General features: G+C 51.4%; 18 protein-coding genes and 1 riboswitch. Of the genes, 1 reads left to right on the forward strand and 17 read right to left on the reverse strand.

Translation table 11 applies throughout. The features are described 5' to 3' along the window. The 14 genes from K7P76_RS17965 to K7P76_RS18030 all read right to left on the reverse strand — a co-directional run bounded on the left by K7P76_RS17965 (position 1) and on the right by K7P76_RS18030 (position 15334). On the reverse strand, positions 1-612 hold the full coding sequence (locus K7P76_RS17965) for a cysteine hydrolase family protein (RefSeq protein WP_232186697.1): 612 nt from the start codon (positions 610-612) through the stop codon (positions 1-3). Positions 613-638: 26 nt separating this feature from the next. Then, entirely contained in the window at positions 639-1622 is a 984-nt protein-coding gene (locus K7P76_RS17970) for an ABC transporter substrate-binding protein (protein WP_232186698.1), read from the reverse strand. Between the two features lie 52 nt (positions 1623-1674). Next, a riboswitch (guanidine-I (ykkC/yxkD leader) is annotated at positions 1675-1798 on the reverse strand. Between the two features lie 164 nt (positions 1799-1962). Next, positions 1963-2778, reverse strand: a complete 816-nt coding sequence (locus K7P76_RS17975; protein ID WP_232186699.1) for a sugar phosphate isomerase/epimerase family protein — start codon at positions 2776-2778, stop codon at positions 1963-1965. A 1-nt stretch (position 2779) separates the two neighbouring features. After that, positions 2780-3676, reverse strand: coding sequence for a sugar phosphate isomerase/epimerase family protein (locus K7P76_RS17980; protein ID WP_232186700.1), 897 nt, complete (start codon positions 3674-3676; stop codon positions 2780-2782). A 34-nt stretch (positions 3677-3710) separates the two neighbouring features. Beyond that, positions 3711-4514 (reverse strand): alpha/beta fold hydrolase, encoded by an 804-nt coding sequence (locus tag K7P76_RS17985; RefSeq protein WP_232186701.1) that lies wholly within the window; start codon positions 4512-4514, stop codon positions 3711-3713. A 15-nt stretch (positions 4515-4529) separates the two neighbouring features. Beyond that, on the reverse strand, positions 4530-5375 hold the full coding sequence (locus tag K7P76_RS17990; RefSeq protein ID WP_232186702.1) for a sugar phosphate isomerase/epimerase family protein: 846 nt from the start codon (positions 5373-5375) through the stop codon (positions 4530-4532). A gap of 7 nt (positions 5376-5382) precedes the next feature. Next, a complete protein-coding gene (locus tag K7P76_RS17995) occupies positions 5383-6375 on the reverse strand; it encodes a zinc-dependent alcohol dehydrogenase (RefSeq protein WP_232186703.1) in 993 nt (330 codons plus the stop codon). Further along, positions 6372-7142: a ThuA domain-containing protein gene (locus K7P76_RS18000; protein WP_232186704.1), complete on the reverse strand. Its 771-nt coding sequence runs from the start codon at positions 7140-7142 to the stop codon at positions 6372-6374. The genes K7P76_RS17995 and K7P76_RS18000 overlap by 4 nt, the downstream gene beginning before the upstream one ends. A gap of 5 nt (positions 7143-7147) precedes the next feature. Further along, positions 7148-8764 (reverse strand): glycoside hydrolase family 43 protein, encoded by a 1617-nt coding sequence (locus K7P76_RS18005; protein ID WP_232186705.1) that lies wholly within the window; start codon positions 8762-8764, stop codon positions 7148-7150. 102 nt (positions 8765-8866) lie between these two features. Next, positions 8867-10555, reverse strand: coding sequence for an ABC transporter substrate-binding protein (locus K7P76_RS18010; protein ID WP_232186706.1), 1689 nt, complete (start codon positions 10553-10555; stop codon positions 8867-8869). Positions 10556-10591: 36 nt separating this feature from the next. Further along, complete coding sequence (locus K7P76_RS18015) at positions 10592-11491, reverse strand: carbohydrate ABC transporter permease (protein WP_232186707.1); 900 nt, start codon at positions 11489-11491, stop codon at positions 10592-10594. A gap of 1 nt (position 11492) precedes the next feature. Beyond that, positions 11493-12464: an ABC transporter permease gene (locus K7P76_RS18020; protein WP_232186708.1), complete on the reverse strand. Its 972-nt coding sequence runs from the start codon at positions 12462-12464 to the stop codon at positions 11493-11495. Positions 12465-12617: 153 nt separating this feature from the next. Then, positions 12618-14852: a helix-turn-helix domain-containing protein gene (locus tag K7P76_RS18025; RefSeq protein WP_232186709.1), complete on the reverse strand. Its 2235-nt coding sequence runs from the start codon at positions 14850-14852 to the stop codon at positions 12618-12620. A gap of 62 nt (positions 14853-14914) precedes the next feature. Further along, positions 14915-15334: a helix-turn-helix domain-containing protein gene (locus K7P76_RS18030; RefSeq protein WP_232186710.1), complete on the reverse strand. Its 420-nt coding sequence runs from the start codon at positions 15332-15334 to the stop codon at positions 14915-14917. Between the two features lie 119 nt (positions 15335-15453). On the opposite strand from K7P76_RS18030, the gene K7P76_RS18035 reads away from it, so the two are divergent. Continuing rightward, a complete protein-coding gene (locus K7P76_RS18035; protein ID WP_232186711.1) occupies positions 15454-18360 on the forward strand; it encodes a malectin domain-containing carbohydrate-binding protein in 2907 nt (968 codons plus the stop codon). Positions 18361-18418: 58 nt separating this feature from the next. Here K7P76_RS18035 and K7P76_RS18040 read toward each other — a convergent pair whose 3' ends face one another. From K7P76_RS18040 to K7P76_RS18050, 3 genes are all read right to left on the reverse strand, one after another. After that, positions 18419-19333: a carbohydrate ABC transporter permease gene (locus tag K7P76_RS18040; protein WP_232186712.1), complete on the reverse strand. Its 915-nt coding sequence runs from the start codon at positions 19331-19333 to the stop codon at positions 18419-18421. A gap of 10 nt (positions 19334-19343) precedes the next feature. Further along, positions 19344-20264, reverse strand: coding sequence for an ABC transporter permease (locus tag K7P76_RS18045; RefSeq protein ID WP_232186713.1), 921 nt, complete (start codon positions 20262-20264; stop codon positions 19344-19346). Between the two features lie 95 nt (positions 20265-20359). Then, positions 20360-22084 (reverse strand): ABC transporter substrate-binding protein, encoded by a 1725-nt coding sequence (locus K7P76_RS18050; RefSeq protein WP_232186714.1) that lies wholly within the window; start codon positions 22082-22084, stop codon positions 20360-20362. Positions 22085-22175 lie beyond the last annotated feature (91 nt).

Raw genomic sequence — 22175 nt, forward strand, 5'->3', positions numbered from 1 at the left:
CTATGCTTTAACCGTCATTTTCTCCAGCAACCCTATGATTTCCTTTGAATTCGTTTCCGATGCCGTCTGCAAGTATTTAATCGCATTCAACGAAGCTTGGTGCGCTTCCGGGCTCGATCCTCTGACACAATCATGCATGATCCGGACGTAATAATCGTGCTGATGCGCATCTGCAGAGGTATAATGGACGCAGACATCGGTAAGGAATCCGCAAATTATCAGCGTCTCTACCTTAAGCCCCTTTAACAAAATATTTAGATCCGTTGCGAAAAAACAGCTGTAACGGCGCTTACCAATCGAGAACTCTCCGTCCATCGGTTTCAAATAATCGATAAACTCAACATCTTCAGACCCTTCCAAGCAGTGTACGTCCTCGACCCCATCCAATTCTCTGCCGAAATCGACCATTTCTCTACGGTGAAGCTCTTGGAAGAAAATAATTGGAATATCAACAGTACGGGCTACATCAACAACCTCTTTAATATTATTAACCGCTGTTTGAGCATCAAAAATCGGTATCGGTGTTTTATCCGGTGGAAGAAGCGATCCTTTAGTCACATCGATAATGAGTATTGCTGCTTTCCCGACAATCGTATCCACTTGTTTCTTCATTTCATTCACTCCTTGTACAGATTGGGCTATTTGAATAGAAAGGTATCGAACAAATCGGCAGCTTTAATTTCCTTGGAAATTAGCTTCTGCTCGAAGAAGAACTTGGAATATTCCTGTGTTCTTGCTTCCAAGCTGCTCATGCCATCGGTCATCTTGCTCTTAACCTCATCCTGCTGTATTAACTTGACGCCATCCATCATCGCCTTCACTTCATCCGCGCTCGTCTCCAGCTTCATGGCGACGATCTTGGCAGCCTCATCGGTATTGGAATAATAGAATTGAGTGCCCTTCTCAATAGCAGCTACAACTTTACGAAGTGCCCCTTCATGATCCGTAATCATATCTGCGGACGTCATCATGCCGTCAATAATGAGATCCGGATCTTCTTTCGTGGAGAAGATAAGATTCCCTCCGTTGGCTAACGCTTCCGAGAGATAGGGCTCCCAGGTCACTGCCGCATCCACTTTGTTGGCAAGGAACAACGGGCCTGTTTGTTCAGGCGAGACGTTGCTCAAGTTAATATCCGACTCACTTAAGCCCGCTTGCTTCAACGCATGGTCGAGTAGGAAGTGATTCACTGCACCGATCGTAGCCGCTACATTCTTTCCTTTCAAATCTTTTATGGATTTAATATCTTTGCCTGCTACAATACCATCTGCTCCGTTAGACAAATCTGTAAGGTTAAATACTCTTAAATCTTGCTTAGGAAGCTCATTGGTTTTCACCATGACTGCGGTGTCCAACGTCGTAGATGCGATATCCACATTGTTGCTGAGCAGCGCCTGAGTCGCTTCCGTCGGATTTGCGAATTCGACAAGCTTAACTTTAACTCCAGCTTCATCGAAATATCCCTTGCTGTCGGCAATGAATAGTCCCGCGCTTCCTACCCACAGATTGTAAGAGATTCGCAACGTAATATCGTCGCTCTTGGACGATGTCTTTCCGCAAGCCGATACGACCATCGTTACTAATACCAGAAGCACGAGAGAAAGACGATTTCGCTTTTTCATGATGTAACCCCCTTATAAATATGTAAAAACCCGGAAGGATAGAGTGACTCTATTCTCCCGGGTTTTTATCCCTCCGTGTAGCCGCTTGTTCTGCAGCCGCTATCTCTTGGTCCAGACTTTATATAAATGTTAGTTTATATAACATTAATATAAACGGAACCCTAGAAAGCTAATTATTTATTAAGTTTTATAACGCAATACTACCACAAGAAAAGCTTTTGTCAAACGAAAATATGTGAATCTTGTCTAATGTGTTATATTTTATTACATTAAAGATTGTGATCTATGCTAACTTTCTCTCTGCAGTTCGAGTTTATTCTGAACCTAGTCAATCACCCACTCAAACCACTAATCCAGCCAATTCACCCTTGATATAACGTCCGTTAGCTTCCGTCACGCGGTCGGGATCGTGCTCGGCGGCCTTGGACTCTTCTTCTACCATGATCCATCCGCGGTACCCGGTTTCTTGCAGGTAGCGGACGACTTGCGGATGATCGATGTCACCTTCGCCAAGAGCCGTCCATTGTCCGGAAGCGTTCATATCCTTAAAGTGCACATGGCGGATCATCGGACGGTAGGTGCGGATGATGTTCAACACGTCCATCCCGCCCTTAGCGATATGTCCCGTATCCGGTGCATACCCGCAATAGCGCGAATCCAGCCCGTCCATAAGCACCCGGTAATCGTCTTCCGTACGGAATATCGAGCCGCTCGGAGAGTTCGGGTGATAGGCGCATACGATTCCTTTCTCGTAAGCGCGCTGCGATACGGCGTTAACGCAAGCCAACGCTCGAGTCTGTCTCTCCCGCAGATTGCTTCGGTCTTGTCCCGGCAACTGCACAAGCGTTAGAACCGTACCCGGAAAAACCTGCAAATAATCGATTACCCGGTCGGCCTCTCTCCGTTCCTCCTCCGTCTCCTCGAAATGAAGCCACGGAAGCGCGAGACAAAGCGCGCCAAGCTGCAATCTTCTCCGCACCAAATCCTCGCGAAACGCTTCCGGAAAGTACGTATAAGGTCCCAGCATGCAAACTTCCGGCTCCACGCCCGCACCTCCGGAAGCTTGAACGACGTCGAGGATGTAAGGAAGCCTATCGCGGTATTTGTCGTAGCTCATCTGCCACGTATAGGTTTGGAAGCCAAATCGGATCCCCATTTTACCCAACCTCCTTGATCCTCTCGCGAATGTACGGCACCGCTGCCTTGCCCCATTCCTCCGTCTCCGCGTTAAAGCAGAAATCGACGCACCACCAGTCAAGCTTGGAAACGACCGGCTTCAGCTCCGTCAAAAAAGCGTTAAAATCCACATACCCCGCCCCGAACGCCGCATGCGTGCTCGTCTCGTCATCGTGCAGCGTACCGTCCGAATCGATAAGATGAAAGTGGCCAATATGACGCTCCAGTAACTTGGCATACTCTACAATTCCTCCAGGCAGAATCTCCCTCTCCCCAATATGACGCGCGCCAATGACACCGCTCATATAGGCGTGGCTCGTATCGAACAGCACCTTGAACGCCGGATGATCGACCGAATCCATCAATCGTTTCACTTCGCTAGGCTTATTCAACCAGAACCCAGGCTCGAATTCCCAGACAATCTTTATACCAACAGCTGCAGCCATCTGAGCCGAAGCCCGCCACGTGGACACGAGCCTATCGAAGCGTTCCTCATACTCGCGTTCGTCCAAAAGCTCCGGCGCGCTGACGGTATCGACGCGAAGCGTGGAAATCCCCAAATCGCCGCAAAAAACCATATAGCTTTCCATCAGCTTCAAGTAGTCGCTTTGTTCGGCCAATGCCGGAGGAACGGCCGTAAAGTCCGGTGCATATCCCGAAACGCCCAATCCATAAGATTCGATCTCTTTCATTAGCTCTTTCCGATGCAACGCGGTCGGATGCGATTCCGGCGTCGGATGCGGAGCGAAGCCATTGATTTCGATCCCCTGATAGCCTGCCTCGCTTACATATTTAAGAACGCGGGAAAACGACCACGGGTCATTAGAGAACGGGCCGAACGTGAACGCCCACGACCCGAACGATATTTTGGGATTCATAACAATACCTCCTGTGAAATGCGAACTTGGTTACTTACGAACAATGCTTCAGCATAAATAATAAAGTTACCCGATTAAATTTTTCCAAGTTGTCCCAATGATGGGTATGGCCGCTTCCTTTGAAAATCTCGACCTCAGCATGAACAATCTCTTGGGCGATCGATTGGGATAAATGCGGCGGGGTGTAAATATCACGATCGCCAACGGTTATTAGCGTCGGTGTCCGAATCGCTCGCAGCTGCCCGGTTGTATTATGCGAAATACATGCATCGCATTGCGCGGCAAAAGCATGAGCCGGCATCGGAGCTGCATTGTCCAGAGCCCCTTGCTGCCGTGCGAGCAAATCTTTCAAATTACGCTCGTGGTATTCCGGCGTAAAGATGAATAATTGCAATAGCTTGGCGAAATCGTCGGCCCGCATAGTGGCATACGCCGCTCGGAACGTCTCGAAAATTCGAACGGAATAATGGTCGCACTCGGACCATGAGCAGTTAAGAGTCAATGAACGGACGCGTTTCGGCGCTAGCAATGCGACCTGCTGGGCAATCGCGCTGCCCATCGAAATGCCGGAGAAATGCGCGCTTTCGATGCCGAGCGCATCCAACAAGCCGATCGTATCCTGCGCCATCATTGCCGTCGTATAGGGCCCTTCCGGCTTGGACGAGCCCCCCGCTCCCCGATTATCTACCAGAATACAGCGAAAATGTTTCTCGTAAGCCCGGACATGCTCTTCCCATACGCTGCCGTCCGCCCCGAGACCCATGAGCAATACAAGAGGCTCCCCATTGCCCCGCTCCACGTAATTGATATGAATGCCATTGCTGTCGACAACCGGCATCGCCTATCCCTCCATTCAGGATATATGCTTTCGAATATACTGTACGCCAAGGCGAGCGGCATCGTCGGTATGCGCTGCATAATCGCGCCACAGATGAAGCCGCGAGATCAGCCCCGGAACCGCCTGACTGAACGCTTCGATCGTCAGCCAGCCGTCGTACCCGTTGTCCTTCAACGCGTCGAAGATTTCTGGGCCGACGGCGTGCCCGCTGCCCGGAACTCCCCGGTTATTTTCCGAAATATGGACGTGGAAAATGTGTTCCGCCGCCTGACGCCAAGCTTCCGCGACATGATTCTCTTCGATGTTCCCGTGATGTGTATCTGCGAGCAAACCTACGTTATCCAGCCCGACTTCCTTCACGAAGCGGACACCCGCATCCAACGTGTTAACCAAGTACATCTCGAACCGGTTGATCGGCTCTAACGCGATCTTCACTCCGAGAGTTGCGGCGTACTCGCCGGCTTCCCGCAGCGTCTCGACCGCAAAGCCCCATTCATCGGCCATCGGCCCTTTACCCGTGAACCGGCCCAACCCTTGGAACAAGGGGCCGCATAGCAGATCGGCTCCCAAAGAAGAAGTATTATCAATCGCCAGCTTCAACGTCTTCACGGCAGCCAACCGCAATGCCGGATCCCGGCTAGCCGGGTCGGCAACCGTTGCGTCCAATGCGGCAATCGTCGTCCTGCCTAGCCCGAGTTCGTCTAACGCTACGGCAAACGCCTTGGCATCCGCCGGATCCATGTTATCCGCCGCAAGTTCCACGCCGTCGAAGCCCCATTGTTTTATTTTGCTCAACAAGTCATAGTGCTCGGAAGGGTTAGGCTTATCCGTCCATAGCAGCATATTCATTCCGACTTTCATTTCGCGGTCACTCCCATGGCTTTAAAATGATTTTGCCGCTTTGCTGCGAGGCCGACACCTCGAACGCTTCCTGAATGCGGCTCATCGGGAACGTGTGCGTGATCAGAAGATCAGCCAAAGGCGAGCCCTTGATCACCTTCATCAAATTCGGGAATTCGCTTATGTTGTAATGCCAAGAGCCGATCAGCTGCAGCCCTTTGCGGAGCATGTCATCGCTGATCCGAATCGGCGTATCCGCGCTGCTTTCGCCCACGAAAGCCACTTTGCCTTTGCGTTTCATCGCATCGATCAGCAGCCGATGGGCGGACACTACGCCTGAGCAATCGAGGCCGCAATCCGGTCCAATGCCGCCCGTCAGTTCCTTAATCCGCGCGACCGCATCCGGGTCCCTCGGGTCGATAATATGGTCCACGCCCATCTTCTTCGCCAAAGAAATGCGAAACTCGTTCATCTCAACCGCTATGACGCGCGCCCCGCGGTATTTCGCGTTTACGATCGCGCCGAGACCTACCGGCCCGAGTCCCGTGATCAGCACCGTCGTAAAAGCGTTAACCCCCATAGCCGAGAACGCGCCATGCGACGGTCCGAGCCCGCAGCAAGCTAGAGATGCCTTCTCGTAAGGAATGCCGTCCGGAATGAGCGGCAGCAACCATGAAGGCTTGGCGATATATTGGGACATCGTCGGTTCCCAGTGTTCCAGATTATGCTCGCAATAAATAAAATCGCCCGCAACGCATAAATCGCATTCCCCGCAAGGATATTGCGGCATGACGACGACGCGGTCACCGACCCGTACTTTGCTCCCCGGCGCCACTTCAACGACCTCCCCTGCCGCTTCATGCCCTAAGCAATCCGAATGGCGGCCGTGCACGAAATCCTTATATTCCGCGCACATCGGCGCGGCATGGATTTTCACGAGCGCCCATCCTTCGCGCAGCGCGGGCTTCTCTTTATCTACTAATTCAGCTTGTTGCTGTCCCGTTATCGCAGCCAGTTTCATTTCGTTTCTCTCCCTTCGATTCGTTGTTCATAGCCAAGAGCCCAATAAATCCCGTTCGTGATCAACCGCTCGAAGGCGGGAATCTCGAAATCGTCGGGGTGGCCCATCGTAGTCGTGAAGACGCGGCCTCCGCCGAAATGTTTGCGCGTCCAAGTGATCGGATGAATGCGCGGCGTATGCTCGGTCATCGACCAACCGTTGTCTTCCGGATTAACCGCATGTCCGTTCAAAAGCAACGTCGCTCCTTCCGGCGGATAAGGCAGCACCTGATAGAGCCATGACCGGCAAGTAAATCGATCCGGAACGCCGCGCAATATCGGATGATCCTCCGCTCCCCATGCCACGGAAACGTCCGTCGTGGAGGAATGGCCGAAATGCCGAATCCACGGCGCGCCCAACACGTCGATGCCGAAGCCGTCGTTCCACTTCGCCAGCGGATGATCTTCCGCGTAACGGAAGGCATGCGTGCTCGTGCGAAAGCCTACGACTGGCTTTCCGGCTTCCAAATACTCGCGAATGTAAGCAAATTGTTGTTCCGGCAGCTCGCGGAAACGAATGTAGAATATAGCCAAATCCGCGGAGCGCAGCGCTTCCAGCCCCGGAATGTCATTCGCGGACGCAGGGTCGGGATACGCCTTCAGTACCGTTACTTCCGCTCCATGCAGTTCCTCGATCATATGCGCCAACAGCGGCATCGTTCTCTCCGATTCATACTCGTCCTCGCCGCAGACGAACACGATGCGACGGCCCTCCAAATTTGCCGACATTGTCCTCACTGCCTTCCCTTGTCTTCTGTTTCGCGATAAATAAAGTAGTCGAAATCCGCATGCAAGCGGCCGCCGGACAAATCCTGAACGCACAATCCAATAAAAGCCCCGGTAAATCCCCAGTCGGTGAAATAACCGTCCACCAGGTGGGTCGCATACTCATCCGATATTTGGCTGGCGTCGAGCACCGGCCCGATTGCGGTCCAATCCCCGCCAACCGCTCTGAACTCGAACTGCAGCGCTGATTGATCGAGCTTTAGCCTAAGCTCAATCGGCTTACCGAAAGGTACCGGCACTTCCCGCTCCGTATATTCGCGATAAATCCCATGATCGTTGCCGATAATGGCGAGCGTAGCGGCGTTCAAATCTTCATTCCAGCTTAGCCGCAAGTAATAATAGTTTTGCGAGTTGTAATAATAGGTCAACCCGGCCATCTGCTGGTACGATTCCGGCGAGAATTCGAGCTTCGTCTCGGCTTCGCAGCGAAATGCTTGCTGGCGGCGGCCGATCAAGCTGTGTAAGAACCGGGAGTTCGGGGATTCCATGCCTCGAATCCTTGCATATCCCGGACGCTCGCTTAACGAAATCCACTCCTCCGTGAACGGACGGCGAAGCGATTGCCACTGTATGTTCAGCACGCCGCCGTCAAAGTCGTCTTTCTCGGGCACCGGAGGAAACGGATGAGCTTCCAAAGCAGGCGGAATTACGACGTCTTGCGGATCATTCCCTCCCGCGGCCAATCTGAGCCATCCGTCGTCCGTCCATGCACAGCGTTGAATAGCGGTTTCCCGGCCAAGATTGCAACGGTCGGTGCCTTCTAACGGCCGGCCGCACAGATGAGCCAAGTACCATTCACCGGTCTGCGTCTCCACCAGGCTTCCATGTCCCGCCTTTTGCAGCTGTAGCCGCGGTTTGTTCCATGAAGTCACGACGGGAGTTTGCGGGTCTGCTTCATATGGGCCGAATAATTCCCTGGACCTGGCAACCGTCACCGCATGCTCGTAACTCGTTCCGCCCTCCGCTACCATGAGGTAGTAATAGCCGTCTTTCTTGTATAAGTGAGGACCTTCGGTCAGGCCCAGTTCCGAACCTTCGAATATTCGCCGAGACGGTCCGATCAGCCTTCCCTCGGATGCCGAATATTCCCGAATATAAATGCCGTTGAATGAATTTCTGTTTTTCCGAAAATCCCATGCCATGTTGACGACCCACTTGCGGCCATCATCGTCGTGAAATAACGAAGGGTCGAAGCCGTTGCTGTTCAAGTAAACCGGGTCGGACCAAGGCCCCGTGATGGAGGGTGACGTAACAACGTAATTGTGAGTGTCCTTATAGGCGCCCGCGTGACTCTTCACGTCGGTGTACACTAAATAAAATAAACCGTCGGAGTAGCTCAAGCAGGGAGCCCAAATCCCTCCGGAATCTGGATTGCCGAGCATATTCAGTTGGCTTAGCCGATCTAAAGGCCTTGTAAGCAGCCGCCAATGGACTAAGTCCCTTGAGTGATGAATCTGCACGCCCGGAAACCATTGGAACGTCGATGTCGCGATATAATAATCTTCTCCTACCCGCAATATGGAAGGATCGGGATTAAATCCAGGCAATATCGGATTAGTGATCATATTCTCGTTCCCTTCCTTCTAAATGAATGAGTACCCCGTGTAAGAAACCGGCCTGCGACAAATATGTCGCAGGCCGGAACCAGACTGAGTGTTCACGCATGCTTATTTGCTTTTGTTTGAGTCGTACGCTTTTTGCAAAATTTGCAAATATTCGTCCAGCTTTAAGCCTTTGAAGCCATTCAAGTAGCTGTCCCAGTCTTTGTCCACGTTTTTGTCTCCGGCGATAAATTGCAGCATGCTCGTTTTGACGTAGTCCTCGATGCTTTGCTTGAATTGCGCCGCTTTCTCTCCATCCTCCGGGCTGATGAAAATGTCCATCGGGAAAAACTCTTCCGGTTTCGGCTCGTGGCCTTCGTATTTCTTCGTTTCTTGAACGAGACGAACTTCGTAGCCGTCCGGTGAGTAGATGTCTTGGGAAACCGCCTGCGATTCGAAACGATCGCGCGAACGATAATCCGGGCCCGCTTGATCCCATCCGTCGGATCTCACTTGATCCGTGAAGTATGAAGGATCGACTTTGATTTTAGCCGCTTTGCCGTTAGAGCCCAACTGTCCCGCGTCGGCGTCGAACCACTTGTCGCCCTTGACGCTGAATACTTGGCCCCACGAGCCTTCCTCGGTCCACAAGTAGTCCATCATCTTGATTGCCGCGATCTGCGCATCCTGGCCCGCTTTGTTCGTAATGACGAATCTTCCTTGGTTACCGACCGACTTGTAGTAGCCTGACAATTGAACGCCGTTCGGTCCTTTAAGCGGAGGAACCGCTGTATATTCCTTATGGCGGTCGGTCGTTCTGCTAACGCCCATGCCTACGTGCCCGATCGAGAAGGAACCGAGGATGGCCGTATCCGGATTGTTGCCGAGCTGCTGCAAGCCTTCTTGATTTTGCGTGAACGCTTGTTGGTCGATCAGCCCTTCTTTGTAAAGCGAATGCATGTATTTCAGACCGTCCAACCATTCCGGCTGGCTCGCGGACAATTGCACCTTGCCGTCTTTAACGCGAATATAAGAGTACGGTTGACCGTCGCCCGTATTGTATATGAAAGCATTCATCAGGAAGCCGGTCAGATCGCCATGCCACGTATACAGCGCGCCGCTGAGCGGAACTTCGTCTTTCTTGCCGTTTTTGTTCGGGTCGTCGTTCTTGAACGCGCGCAGGACGTTCGCATACTCCTCGGTAGTCGTCGGCATCTTAAGGCCTAGGTTGTCGAGCCATTTTTGGTTGATCCACAACTTCTGCGAGTACCAGCAATGGTAACATTCGTTTACTTGAGGAATCGCATAGATGTTGCCGTCCGGCGCGGTAATGGCCGATTTGATATCCGGACGGTCAGTCAGGATTTGTTTAATGTTCGGAGCGTATTTCTCGATCAGGTCGTTAAGCGGAAGGAATACGCCTTGGGTTCCGAATTTCATCTGCTCCGCAGGGGAGAAGTTGCCGCTTAAAAATATTTCCGGATAATCTCCGCTAGCCATGAGCACGTTGCGTTTATCGTTGTTGTCATTGGAAGGTCCGACTACGAAGTCGAGCTTCACGTTCGTTTTCTCTTCTACTTGCTTGGTAAAAGGGTTTTCGGAAATATTGGCGATCATAGGCGATTGGTTGATGAATGCGGTCAGCTTGACCGGATCACCGGATCCCGGCTGCTGACTGGCTTGCCCGCTGGAAGTTGCAGTTTCGCTTGCGCTGGGGCTGCTCGTTTCCGTGTTTTTGCCCCCGGATGAACAAGCGCTGAGCAGAACAACGATGACAAGCAGCATAACTGTGGTTACTTTCATTTTCTTTGTCATTCGGACACCCTCCTAATGGATATAAATCGAATCGTCTTACCCTTTCAGCGAACCGATCATAACCCCCTTCACGAAGTACTTCTGGACGAACGGGTATATGATCAGGACAGGAAGGCTGGAAACGACGATTAGCGAAAATTTCAGCAAATCCTTCATTCCCTGCCTAGCTTCCATTGTCCTCGCGTCCACCATCATAGTCTGATCGACGGTGTTCTGGATAAGAATGTCCCGCAGGATGATCTGCAAGGGATACAATGCCGAATCTCTAAGAAAGATCAGCGCGTCGAAGTAGGCGTTCCAGCTGGCAACGGCATACATGAGCACCAATACGGCAATGATCGGTTTGGATAGCGGCAGCACCATCGACAATAGAAATCGGATGTCGCTGCAGCCGTCAATCTCGGCCGCTTCATTCAGTTCGCTCGGGATCGTCTCCTGGAAGAACGTCTTCGCGATGAACAATTGCCATACCGCGATAGCTTGCGGCAGCAGCAGCGCCCAGCGAGTATCGACTAGCCCCAACTGTTTGACCGTCATATAGAAAGGAATTAACCCCCCGCTGAATATCATCGTGATGATCAGCAGGTACATGATCGGGCCTCTTCCATAGAACGTTTTCTTCGATAACGGATAAGCGATCGCGATCGTGAGCGATACGCTGATGAACGATCCCGCCGCCGTATAGAAGAGCGAGTTGCCATACCCCGTCCATATCCGCGGATTGCTGAGTACCGCCGTATACCCTTTAATCGTGGGCTCCACCGGCCACAACCATACTCTGCCTGACATAACGGCCAACGGAGAACTGAATGACGAGCTGACGATATAGATCAACGGGTAAAGAATAACGATAAGAACGGCAGCTAAGAAAATATAGATGAAAACCAGCAAAATTTTGTCGGTAAACGGTTCTTTGATTTTGTAGGATACTTCCATATTAGAACAACCCCGATCCGGTTACTCGTCTGGCCGTGAAGTTCGCAACCAGGACAAGCAACAAGTTAATGAACGAATTGAACAGTCCGACGGCGGCCGAGAAGCTGTAATTCGCTTGCACGAGGCCGATCTTATACACGTAAGTGGAGATGATTTCGGACGTTCCTACGTTCAGCGGGTTTTGCAATAAATACACTTTCTCGAATCCGACGTTGAGCAGCTGTCCCATGTTAAGCACTAACAACAGCACCATAATCGGTAAAATGCTTGGGAGATCGATATGAATGATTTTCTGCAGCCGGGAAGCTCCGTCGATCTTAGCCGCTTCATAGAGCTGTGTATTAACGCCGGCTAAAGCGGCAATATAGATGATCGCACCGTATCCCATGAACTGCCACACATCAGACAGAACGAAGATCGAAGAGAACATGGAAGGTTTGGCGATAAAGTTGATCGACTCGAAACCGAACGCCGTACGGATGTGATCGATGAGTCCGATGCGCGGCGATAGGAACAAGATGATCATGGAAGCCATAACGACGGTAGAAATAAAGTAAGGCGCATACGTGATTAATTGTACGGCTCTCTTAAACACGCCGTTCTTGAGCTCGTTAAGCGCGATAGCCAAGATGATAGGCGCCGGGAAGCCGACGATTAAAGAATACAAGCTGATGACGAGCGTATTGCGAATCAAGTTCCAGAAATTCGGATGTTCAAAGAACGTCTGGAAATGCTTGAATCCCGCCCAAGGGCTGCCCCATATGCCGTCCATCGCGTTTAAATCCTTGAATGCGATCTGGACGCCCAGCATCGGTACGTATTTGAAAAGGATAAAATAAAGCAGAGGCGCCGAAATAAGAATGTAAAGCTGCCAATGCCGCCGAATTTTCTTGAACGCGCCGCGGGGTACTTTGTTAGTAACCAGCCTATCCAACGCATTCGTCTGAGCTGCCGTTTGTGAATAGTGTGCCATCTTCGCTCCCCTTTCTTGCTGACTGTTTTGTTCGATAGGGCAACTATAAACGGCGGTTTGAGATCCGGCAATTTACATGTTTCTGGGCCTAAACATAAATCGGATCGGGACGCCTGCTCCCGATCCGATTGTGCGATTAACCATTTTCCGCGATTAACCGAATCGCTCTTTGCGGTAATCTCCGGGCGGCACGCCTACGATTCGCTTGAATACGCGATTGAAGGAAACCGGGTTCAAGTACCCGACTTTGTGACCGACCTCTTGTATGCTGAGATTCGAATCCATAAGAAGCTGCTTCGCCAGCTCGACCCTGCGATGAATGAGAAAGTCGATAAAGTTAATGTCCAGTTGATCCTTGAACAGGTGGCTGACGTTTTTGGACGAAATATCGAACTGTTGGCTAAGATGGGCAAGCGATAAATCCGGATTCGAAATATGCTCTTCGATATATTGCTTCATTTCTATGGCGATCAGATGCGAATTCGCTTTGCTTGTTTTCTCGGTTATGATGTATTCCAGCTTCTCAAGAACGCCAAGCAGCTCTTCCTGCGCATCCTCGAGCGTCTCGAAATTGTCGATGACTTCCTTCATAATCGCTTTGTTCGTTTCCATTACCTCTTCGTCCATCCCGATGCTTTGGATATTCTCGAACAAGTGAAATGACAAGTAATTCAACAGATTTACGATATCGCTCTGCTTCAGCCTGTTTTCCTTGATTTTCTGATAAATCGCCGCATATTTCGTTCTCCAATCGGATTCCATCAGCCGAAAAGCATATACCATGCCGCGAATCCGCTCCAGATGATGATAGAGCTCAACTTTGGAGCCCTCTTCCGTCTCCCAGAAACCGATCGTCCGATCGCTTCCAAGCACTGTCTTGTAATTGATAGCCTCCATGGCCGATTTATAGGAGTCTTTCAAGTTGGGTACCGAATCCGTCAGCTGCCCGATGCCGATCGTAACGGTGAAGGGCAGGTTATAGCGAATCCAGGTCAAAGCATTTTCCGTCAGCTGCAGCAAATTGTTCATGAGTTCGACCTGCGTTTCGTCGTTGACGTAGATAAATCCGCACATCTCCTTCGGATTTATCCACTCGCTCCAGCTGCGTAAGCCGTATTTCTCGACGAGCTCCGTATAGGCGTTCTGGATAATGAATTGATATAGGATTAAATCTTGTTCCTTGAACCGGGTTTGAATGCCCTTGTATTTATCGATGGAAAGGACGATAACCGCGGCTTTGCTGAAGCCTCCCGCGAAACCGTGCCGATCCATCTCCGATTGCCATTCCTCGTTCGTTAGCGATCCAGTGCCGCTCATCACTTCGAGGAAAATCGATTTTTTGCGATAGCCGATGTTCTGATCCGACTGCGACTTAAACACGTTAAAGCGTTCGACAAGTCCGTCTACGGTCGACTGAATGTAGTGAAATTCATTCCGGTTGTCCTCGCTTTGTCCCCGGCCCGCATAAGAGATCCGGTCCAGTTGGGCGATCAAGGAACGAAGAGGTTTGTAATTGCGATTCGTCATATAAATGATCGTAACGATTCCGAGCAGGACGACGAGTATCGATAAAATAATCCAGACGTTGGAGAAGGTACGAACCAAGGAGAAGCTGCTTCCGTCAACTAGCCCGCTTTCATACGTCCAGCCCGTATAACTCGACTCGAGAGTCGCCATCGCCTTGCGCCCGTCCTGCTGAGGCTCCTTCTCGCCGAACAACGATTGTCCGCTGCCATCGATAATGTCCACGTAGCTTGCGGATCGATCAAGCCTCTGCGAGACGAGCTGGTATAAGGAGTTCGCCTTCACGTTGACTACCATAAGGCCGCTCTCGCCAAGATTAGTAATATACTTGCGGACGAGCGTAACGACCTGCTCTTCCCGTGATGCCTCGAACTCCTTAAAACTCCGCTTGTTCGTCCAATGATACGAATAATTTTCTTTCAGCAGCCCTTGAACGAATTTGCTGTCCGGGAATCGGTCAAGCAGGGACACCGTATTGGCGCTAAGAACGTAACCATCCCGCTCGCGCACTAAATAGATGGAGTGAATAAGCAGGTTCAACTGCTTCATATTGTTGAATTCTTTGTTTGCCTGATAGGTAAAATAAGGAGACGGCTGCCCTTCCTGATTAAAGAAATCGATCAAATTAAAGGTGCCCGGCGTAATATTGTTCGTCTGCTTATTGACCATCAAATAATCAATCGACTGCAAAGCCTGCTCAACGGATTGCTGCGCTTGGCTGTCTATGGTCTCGTATATCCGGGTCGTATCCTGCTGCGCTCGCTCGCTGAGGGCTTGGAAGAAGATGAAGAACAGGAAAGACACGATCAGGAAAAAGACCGGCATATAGGAGAATAGCAAGCGGTAATACCAGGTTTTTCTCATGTTTGCCTCCCTTGGAAACTATACTTGCTCTTTCTATTTTACCAAAACCCGTGGCAGCAAGCTTAATCGATACGCCTTTGGGAACGGTTTCGGTACTGAATGGGGGTTAGGCCCTCGACCTTCTTGAACACGCGGAAAAAATAAGTGACCGTTTCGAAGCCGCAGTCGTACGAAATTTCCGTTGCGCTTTTGCCGGTTTGACGCAGCAGCTTCTTGGCGTGGTTTATTTTCGACATGTTGCTGTAAACAATCGGAGATACCCCAACCATTTCTTTGAAAAGAGTGCAGAAGAAGCTTCGGCTCATCCCCGCTCGATTAGAGAGCTCGGTTAGCCGGAAGCTCACGAACGGATGATTGTCGATATAGGATTTGACCTCCATAATGCCGGAATAATGGATATGCTCCGAGCAGCCAAGGGCAACGGTTTTCACTTTAGACGTATCCTCTTGCAAATGCAACAACAGTTCGGAAATGATGCCCATATTATTATGCCCCCTCCAAATTGAGGAATATCGTGCATGGAATAAATACATCTGTTCATTGAATGGAATGCCTAATCCTCCTACGATTAAACTAAAACCAAATCGGAGAGGAACGTATTATGTCTAAGCCTATTCTTATCGTTTACCCGACTAACGCCGCCAAGCAGGAGCTGCTTGCCGCACGTGAAATTCGGAGATACGTTTATTTGCGAACCTCGCGGCTGCTCCCTCTCGTTAGCTCCGACGTCTTGCCAGCCGGAGCTAACGGTTATTCCATCGCCATAGAAGGCCGAGAACAGGAATATCGGATCGCAACCGTCACCTCGCCGGATGGCAAATGGATTCATGTAACGGGTGGTCGCGATGGCGGCATTCTATATGCCGCTTATCGGGTGGCTGAGCATCTCGGCATCCGCTTCGCTCTTCACGGCGATATCGTGCCCGATCGTCAGATCGACTTAAGCTTGCCGGATATCGACGAAAGTGGAGTGCCTTTGTTCGAGCTGCGGGGTATTTTACCTTTTCACGATTTTCCGGAAGGCCCGGATTGGTGGAGCGAAGACGATTACAAGGCCGTTCTGTCCCAATTGCCTAAGCTGCGCATGAACTTTTTCAGCCTGCACACCTACCCGGAGAAGCAGCCTGACCCGCTATCCTATAACGCCGAGCCGGGCATATGGATCGGTGTGCCCGATGACGTCCGCGAGGACGGCGTTTCCTCCAGTTACCCAGCCCGGCATTTCACGACCGCAAGCGAGGTATGGGGTTTCACTCCCCGGCCGACAGGCGATTATCGCGATGGGGCAAGTGAATTGTTCGACCGCGACGATTACGGAGCTCCCTACATGGCGGGAAAGACGCCATGGCCCGCGGACGAAAGTGCCGAGAATGAGCTTTTCGATCAGTTCGGCAGCTTGTTGCGCAATGCTTTCGGTTACGCGAAGGAGATTGGAATCCGAACGTGCATCGGGACTGAAACGCCGCTTACCGTTCCCGAAGCCGTACGAAAGCGATTGAAAGCCGCCGGCATGGATGCGGATGACCCGGATACGGTTCGCAAACTGTACGAAGGCATGTTCACCCGCATTCAAAACGTTCACCCGCTTGATTATTATTGGTTATGGACACCCGAAGACTGGACGTGGAAAGGCAACACGGTTGAGCAATCGGAAGCCGTTCTTCGCGATATCCAGAGCGCCATCGTCGCGGCGAACAATACGAATGCTCCGTTCGCCATCGCGACCTGCGGCTGGGTGCTCGGACCGCAGCAGGATCGTTCGCAGTTCGACCGCTTGCTGCCCGAAGACGTTCCGTTCAGCTGCATTAACCGGCATCTCGGCTTCGAATTCGTCGACACCGGATTCCAGGCGATCGAACGGCGACCGACTTGGGCGATCCCTTGGATGGAAGACGATCCCGCGATGATCTTGCCTCAACTATGGGCGGGACGCATGCGCAGGGATGCCGCGGATGCCGCAGCCTACGGATGCAACGGATTAATGGGCATCCATTGGCGAACGAAAATTATCGATCCCAATATTTCCGCGCTTGCGGCCGCTGGTTGGAATCAAACCGGGTGGAATCCCGAATTCGGCGTCCGGAAGCACTTGGAAGAACACCGCCCGGAAGGCTCTATCGGCGGTATCGCGACATCCATTCCGGCGCAGTCGGACAAGGCGGCACATAACGACGGCCTGACGGACATTCACCGGACAGTTCGTGCTGGGCTGGAAGGCTACCGTTTGCTTATCCCGGTCGGGACTTATCGGGTAACGCTGAATTTCCGGGAATGGTCAGCGGCTGCGGTCGGCGAGCGCGTGTTCACCGTATCCGTGTATAGCGAAGCGCAAGCGAGAGCGATATCCCGAACGATCGATCTTTACGAACATGCTGGCGTTAACAAGCCTTACGACTTGATCCTTCCCGATGTGCTGGTGACGGATGGAACGCTCAATTTGCTCTTTCGCTCCGTTAAGGGTGAAGCTTGCTTGTCCGGAATCGAAATTACTGGACAAACGGCCGACGTCAACCAATTCAAAGGGTATGCCTACTCGCGCAGGATCAACTGCGGCGGCGAAGCGATCGAAGACTATGAAGCCGATTTACTGCCCTTGAACTTACGGGATCGCAACATGGATGTAACGGACTTTTACCTCGATTGGGCGACCGCCCGTTTCGGACCGGAGGCCGCGGCATTGATCGCGGAGCAGTTCGTTTTCGCCGATGGGAATCTGCCACGGCCTGTCGTTTGGGGCACCGGTCCCGGCAGTACGATCACGGCTGACCGATCGCCGTGGGAAGTCGTCGCACAAAATTACGTTTTTCTGGATAGGCTTGAAAACTTGCAGCCTTATGTTTTAGGACCCGGTAATAAGGAGAGATTCGATTACTGGCTTAATCAATTCCGCTTCCTGCGCTGCGTTTCCCAAATCGGATGCGCTCTCGGTGCCTACGAAACCGCGATGGAACCGATCGCCAACGAGCATGACGAATCGATCAAGCAATCGCAAGCCAAGCTTAAATTGCTGCCGATACGTAAACAAATCGTAAGTTTAGTCGCCGAACTGAACCGGTTTTTGCTCGCCTCCGTTTCAACTCCCGGCGAGCTTGGCACCGTCGCCAATATTCAGCAGCAGGCGTTGCACCACATCATTAATCGATCCGGGCAACAGCTTGAAGCGCTGCTCGGCGAACCGTTGCCGCAGGACGCCCAGCCGTCGATGTCTTATTCGGGCAAACCGCGACTCATCGTCCCGACTGTCAGGACAAGCTTGAATGAAGATGAAGAGCTCAACTTGACCGTCCTTTTTCTCGGAGTTCGCCCCGATGATGCGGCGGTATACTGGAAACCTCTCGGCGGCGACATCTACGATAAGGTGCCTCTGAAGCACGTAAACCGCGGCGTATACCGGGCGACGATCCCGGCAACGGGCGGAGACTTCGAATACTTCATTAAGGATCGCTCCAATAAGCTTAGGTTTCCGGCTACGGCCGAGATCATCAATCAAACCGTCGTCAGAATATAAGCGCAAGGCAGCTTCCGCGGACGTTCCTTCTGCGGAAGCTGCTCTTCTTTCTTTCCTCTTAACCCTTTACGCCCCCGAGCGTCATTCCCTTCACGAAATATTTTTGCAGAAACGGATACACCATAATGATTGGCAGGCTCGCGATGATCGTCATCGTGGCGCGGATCGAAGCCGGGGTTACCTGGTTCATCACGTGCCCGGTTTGATTGGATAGGACATCGCCGACCGTCTTCTGCGTCATCGATCCGTTGGAGCTTTGCAATATTTTCATGAGTTCGTACTGCAGGGTGCTCAGATTAATGTTGGAAGAATTATATAGAAACACGTCAAACCAGGAATTCCACTGCCCCACGGCGACAAACAACGATACCGTAGCAAGCACGGGCAAGCATAGCGGCAACACGATTCGCATGAACGTTCCGAAATCGCCAGCTCCGTCCATCTTGGCCGATTCGATAATGCCGTCCGGGATGCCCTCGATGAACGAACGAATGATGATGACGTTGAATACCCCTACGATTCCCGGGATAATATACACCCAGAAGCTGTTGATCAAATGAAGCTCTTTGTTAAGCAGGTAGGTCGGAATGAGCCCCCCGTTGAAATACATCGTGAGCACGAAAGATAAAGCCACCCATTTGCGCAAAACGTATTCCGGACGGCTGATCGTATAGGCAACCATTGCCGAGCAGAACACGGTAACGATTGTTCCGATTACGGTTCGAAGAACGGAGATCAGCAACGAGTGATAAATGGCCGCCTCGCGCAACGTATATTTATAGTTGTACCAAGTGAATATTCTTGGCTTAAGAAAGATGCCGCCTCTGGAGGAATCCATCGCATCGTTTAAGGAGACGGCCATCATATTGGCGAATGGATAAAGCGTAACGGCGATCAGAAGCAGCATAAGCGCAATATTGCAGAAATCGAAAATGCGATCGCCCGGGGAAGCATATCGAGTCGATGTTTTCATGGTAATCCTCCTAGAACAATCTGGGCTGACCGAGTCTCTTGGCGATGTGGTTAGCGGAAAACAGCAATATGAAGCTGATAACGGTTTTGAATACGCCGGCGGCCGTCGCGAACGAGAAGTTGCCCATGGCGATACCGTATTTCAGGACGAATATGTCAAGGTTATCGGAATAGTCGGCCGTCAAACCGTTGCCAAGCAAATATTGCGGCTCGAATCCCGACTCAAGTATGTTTCCGAGATTCAGAATCAACAGAATAACGATGACCGGCTTTAATCCCGGCAACGTAATGTACAAAATTCGCTGCAGGCGGCTTGCCCCGTCGATCTCGGCGGCTTCGTATTGCGCGGGATCGATTGTCGTGATCGCTGCCAGATAGATGATGGTGTTCCACCCTAAGTTTTTCCATACTTCCGCCGTGCCGAGAATACCCCAGAAATATTTCCCTTCGGCTAACCACAATATTGGCTCCTGGATGATGCCGAGCTTAAGCAGGATCAAATTCACGATGCCCGTGCTTTCCGTAGAGAGCGCGTTTACGATAATGCTGGAAGCGACGACCCAAGAGATAAAATGCGGCATATAGCTGATCGTTTGCACGATTCTTTTGAAATAAAGATGACGAAGCTCGTTCAGCAGAATAGCCAGCGTGATCGCGGTAATGAAGCCGAGTACGAGATTAATCGAACTCATCGCGAGCGTATTGCGCATAACCCGGTAAAACGATTCATCTTGAAACAGGAACTTGAAGTTATCGAAACCGACCCACTCTTGATCGAACAGCTTTGTTCCGGGCCGAAAATGCTGAAAGGCGATGGTCCAGCCCCAGACGGGAATATAGCGAAATACGAACAGCCATAGCAATAACGGAACCGACATCAACACTAGGGTCCTTTGTTCGATCAGCTTGCTTAATAACGATTTCCGTACCATCTCTCTCTTCCTCTCCTCCAAATCATACGGAAGGCCGGACATCGGGAACGATAGCTCCGACGCCGCGACCTTCCGTTATTCGGGAAATGATTCCGCTATCTCTTCTTGCCGTTCAATCGATCCTGAACGACTCCGTTCGCCCAATCTTCATAAGCTTTGACGTCAAGCTTGTTGAAATCGGCAACGTAATCATTCCACAGAGCGTCGAACTTAGCCGGAGCGGCTAGAATCAATTTAGGAAAAGCCTTCCGCTGCAAGTCCGTTTTCTTCTGCTCGAAAATTTGCTCAGGGGAGCCCTGCTGCTTATTCGCGGTCCATACCGGATACCACTTACGCTCATCGGGCGGGCTGTATACGTCGGTAAACACCTTCAGACCGTAAGCGTTCAGTAAGGTTTTATCTCCCTCGGAATAGCTTTTCTCGATGACTTCGGGCTGCCTGTCGGCGAAGTAGGAGTTGCCGTCGGAGAAAAGACCTGCCCCCATCGGCCAATAGTAGCTGTAATACTTAAATCCGTATGACTGCTGGAAGTCGGGATTTTGCGTCTGCTTAATTTGCTCGTCGGTCTGGTAAAAGCGACCCTTATCGTCCACTTCGTACGTCTTGCCTTTCTCGCCCCAGAACAACAGCTTCTGGTTTTCTTCCTTCACCATGTTGTCGAAATATTGGATGATGCGGGCCGGATCCTGCGCCTTAGAAGTAATCCCGATGCCGCGATTGGCTACGAATTTAGGCGGGTCCATATACTGGTCCTTGGTCCCTTTATCGAAGACGAGCGGGAAGCCCATATAGCGACGGTCGTCGTCCCCTGCCTGAAGCAGATTTTGTTGGGCGGGGATGATCTGCCAGCCGTAATCGAAAAATCCGAGCACGCGGCCGGTAGACAGCTTCGCGATATATTGATCGTACTTGGCTACGAGCGATTCTTTGTCCAGCAAACCTTGGCTGTTCGCTTCATTGAGCTTCTGAATCCAGCGTTTCATGAAATCTTTGTCGCCCGTAACGGCCGCATGGTGGGATTGCATGTCGACGAACACTTCGCCTTCGTTCGGGAGACCTGCCAAGTTAGGCGCCGGATTGGTAAGGGTGAAAAATCTCCAATCGTCTGTCAGGACATCGAAACCGATCGTGTCCCCGCCGTTGATCTGCGGATGTTTCTCCTTATACTTCTTGATCAAGTCGAAATATTCGTCCAGCGTCGTGATTTTCGGATATCCGAATTCCTTGAGCACGCCCCTCTGAATATAGAAGGCGCCCGGCTGATACATGTCCGGAACGAAGCCGTTATTAGCCGCGAAAGGAATGATGTATATATTGCCGTCCGGCGATTTCATATCTTCCCAGTAAGGGCCGTACAGCTTCTTAATATTCGGGCCATACTTGTCTAGCAGTTCATTCAGCGGGATAAAAGCTTTGGCGTCCAGCATTTTGTCGATCCCGCTGTCCGGCACCATCACATCCGGCAAATCGCCGCTCGCGATCATGACGCCAAGTTTCGTGTTGAGGTCGCCCACGAGGTGCTCCATCTTGAAGTTGACCCCGGTTTGATCCTCCAACAATTTACCGAGCACCGTCTCGTTGGTGTTGCCGTCCTTGCCCGCTACCGCCGCATTGAAATACGAGAACGTAACCGGCGTCTTGTCTGCTTCCGATGATGCCGAAGCGGATGATGATGGATCCCCGCTCGACTCCGAAGCGCTTGGGCTGTTCGCGCTTGCGCTCGACGAGTCCTTAGCTTCGTTATTCCCCTTCGTACAGCCGGCCAGCGCAAGCATAATGACGAGCGCCAACAGGAAGAACCGCATTTTTGTTGCCTTCATGTCGTTTCTTTCCCCCTCATATTGTTGTTGAAAGCGTGTTGATGTAAGCCCTTTCAATAACAATAATAAATAAAGCAGGCGACTTTGGTTA

It is taken from the genome of Cohnella silvisoli (genome assembly GCF_021190915.1).
GTDB lineage: Bacteria > Bacillota > Bacilli > Paenibacillales > Paenibacillaceae > Cohnella > Cohnella silvisoli.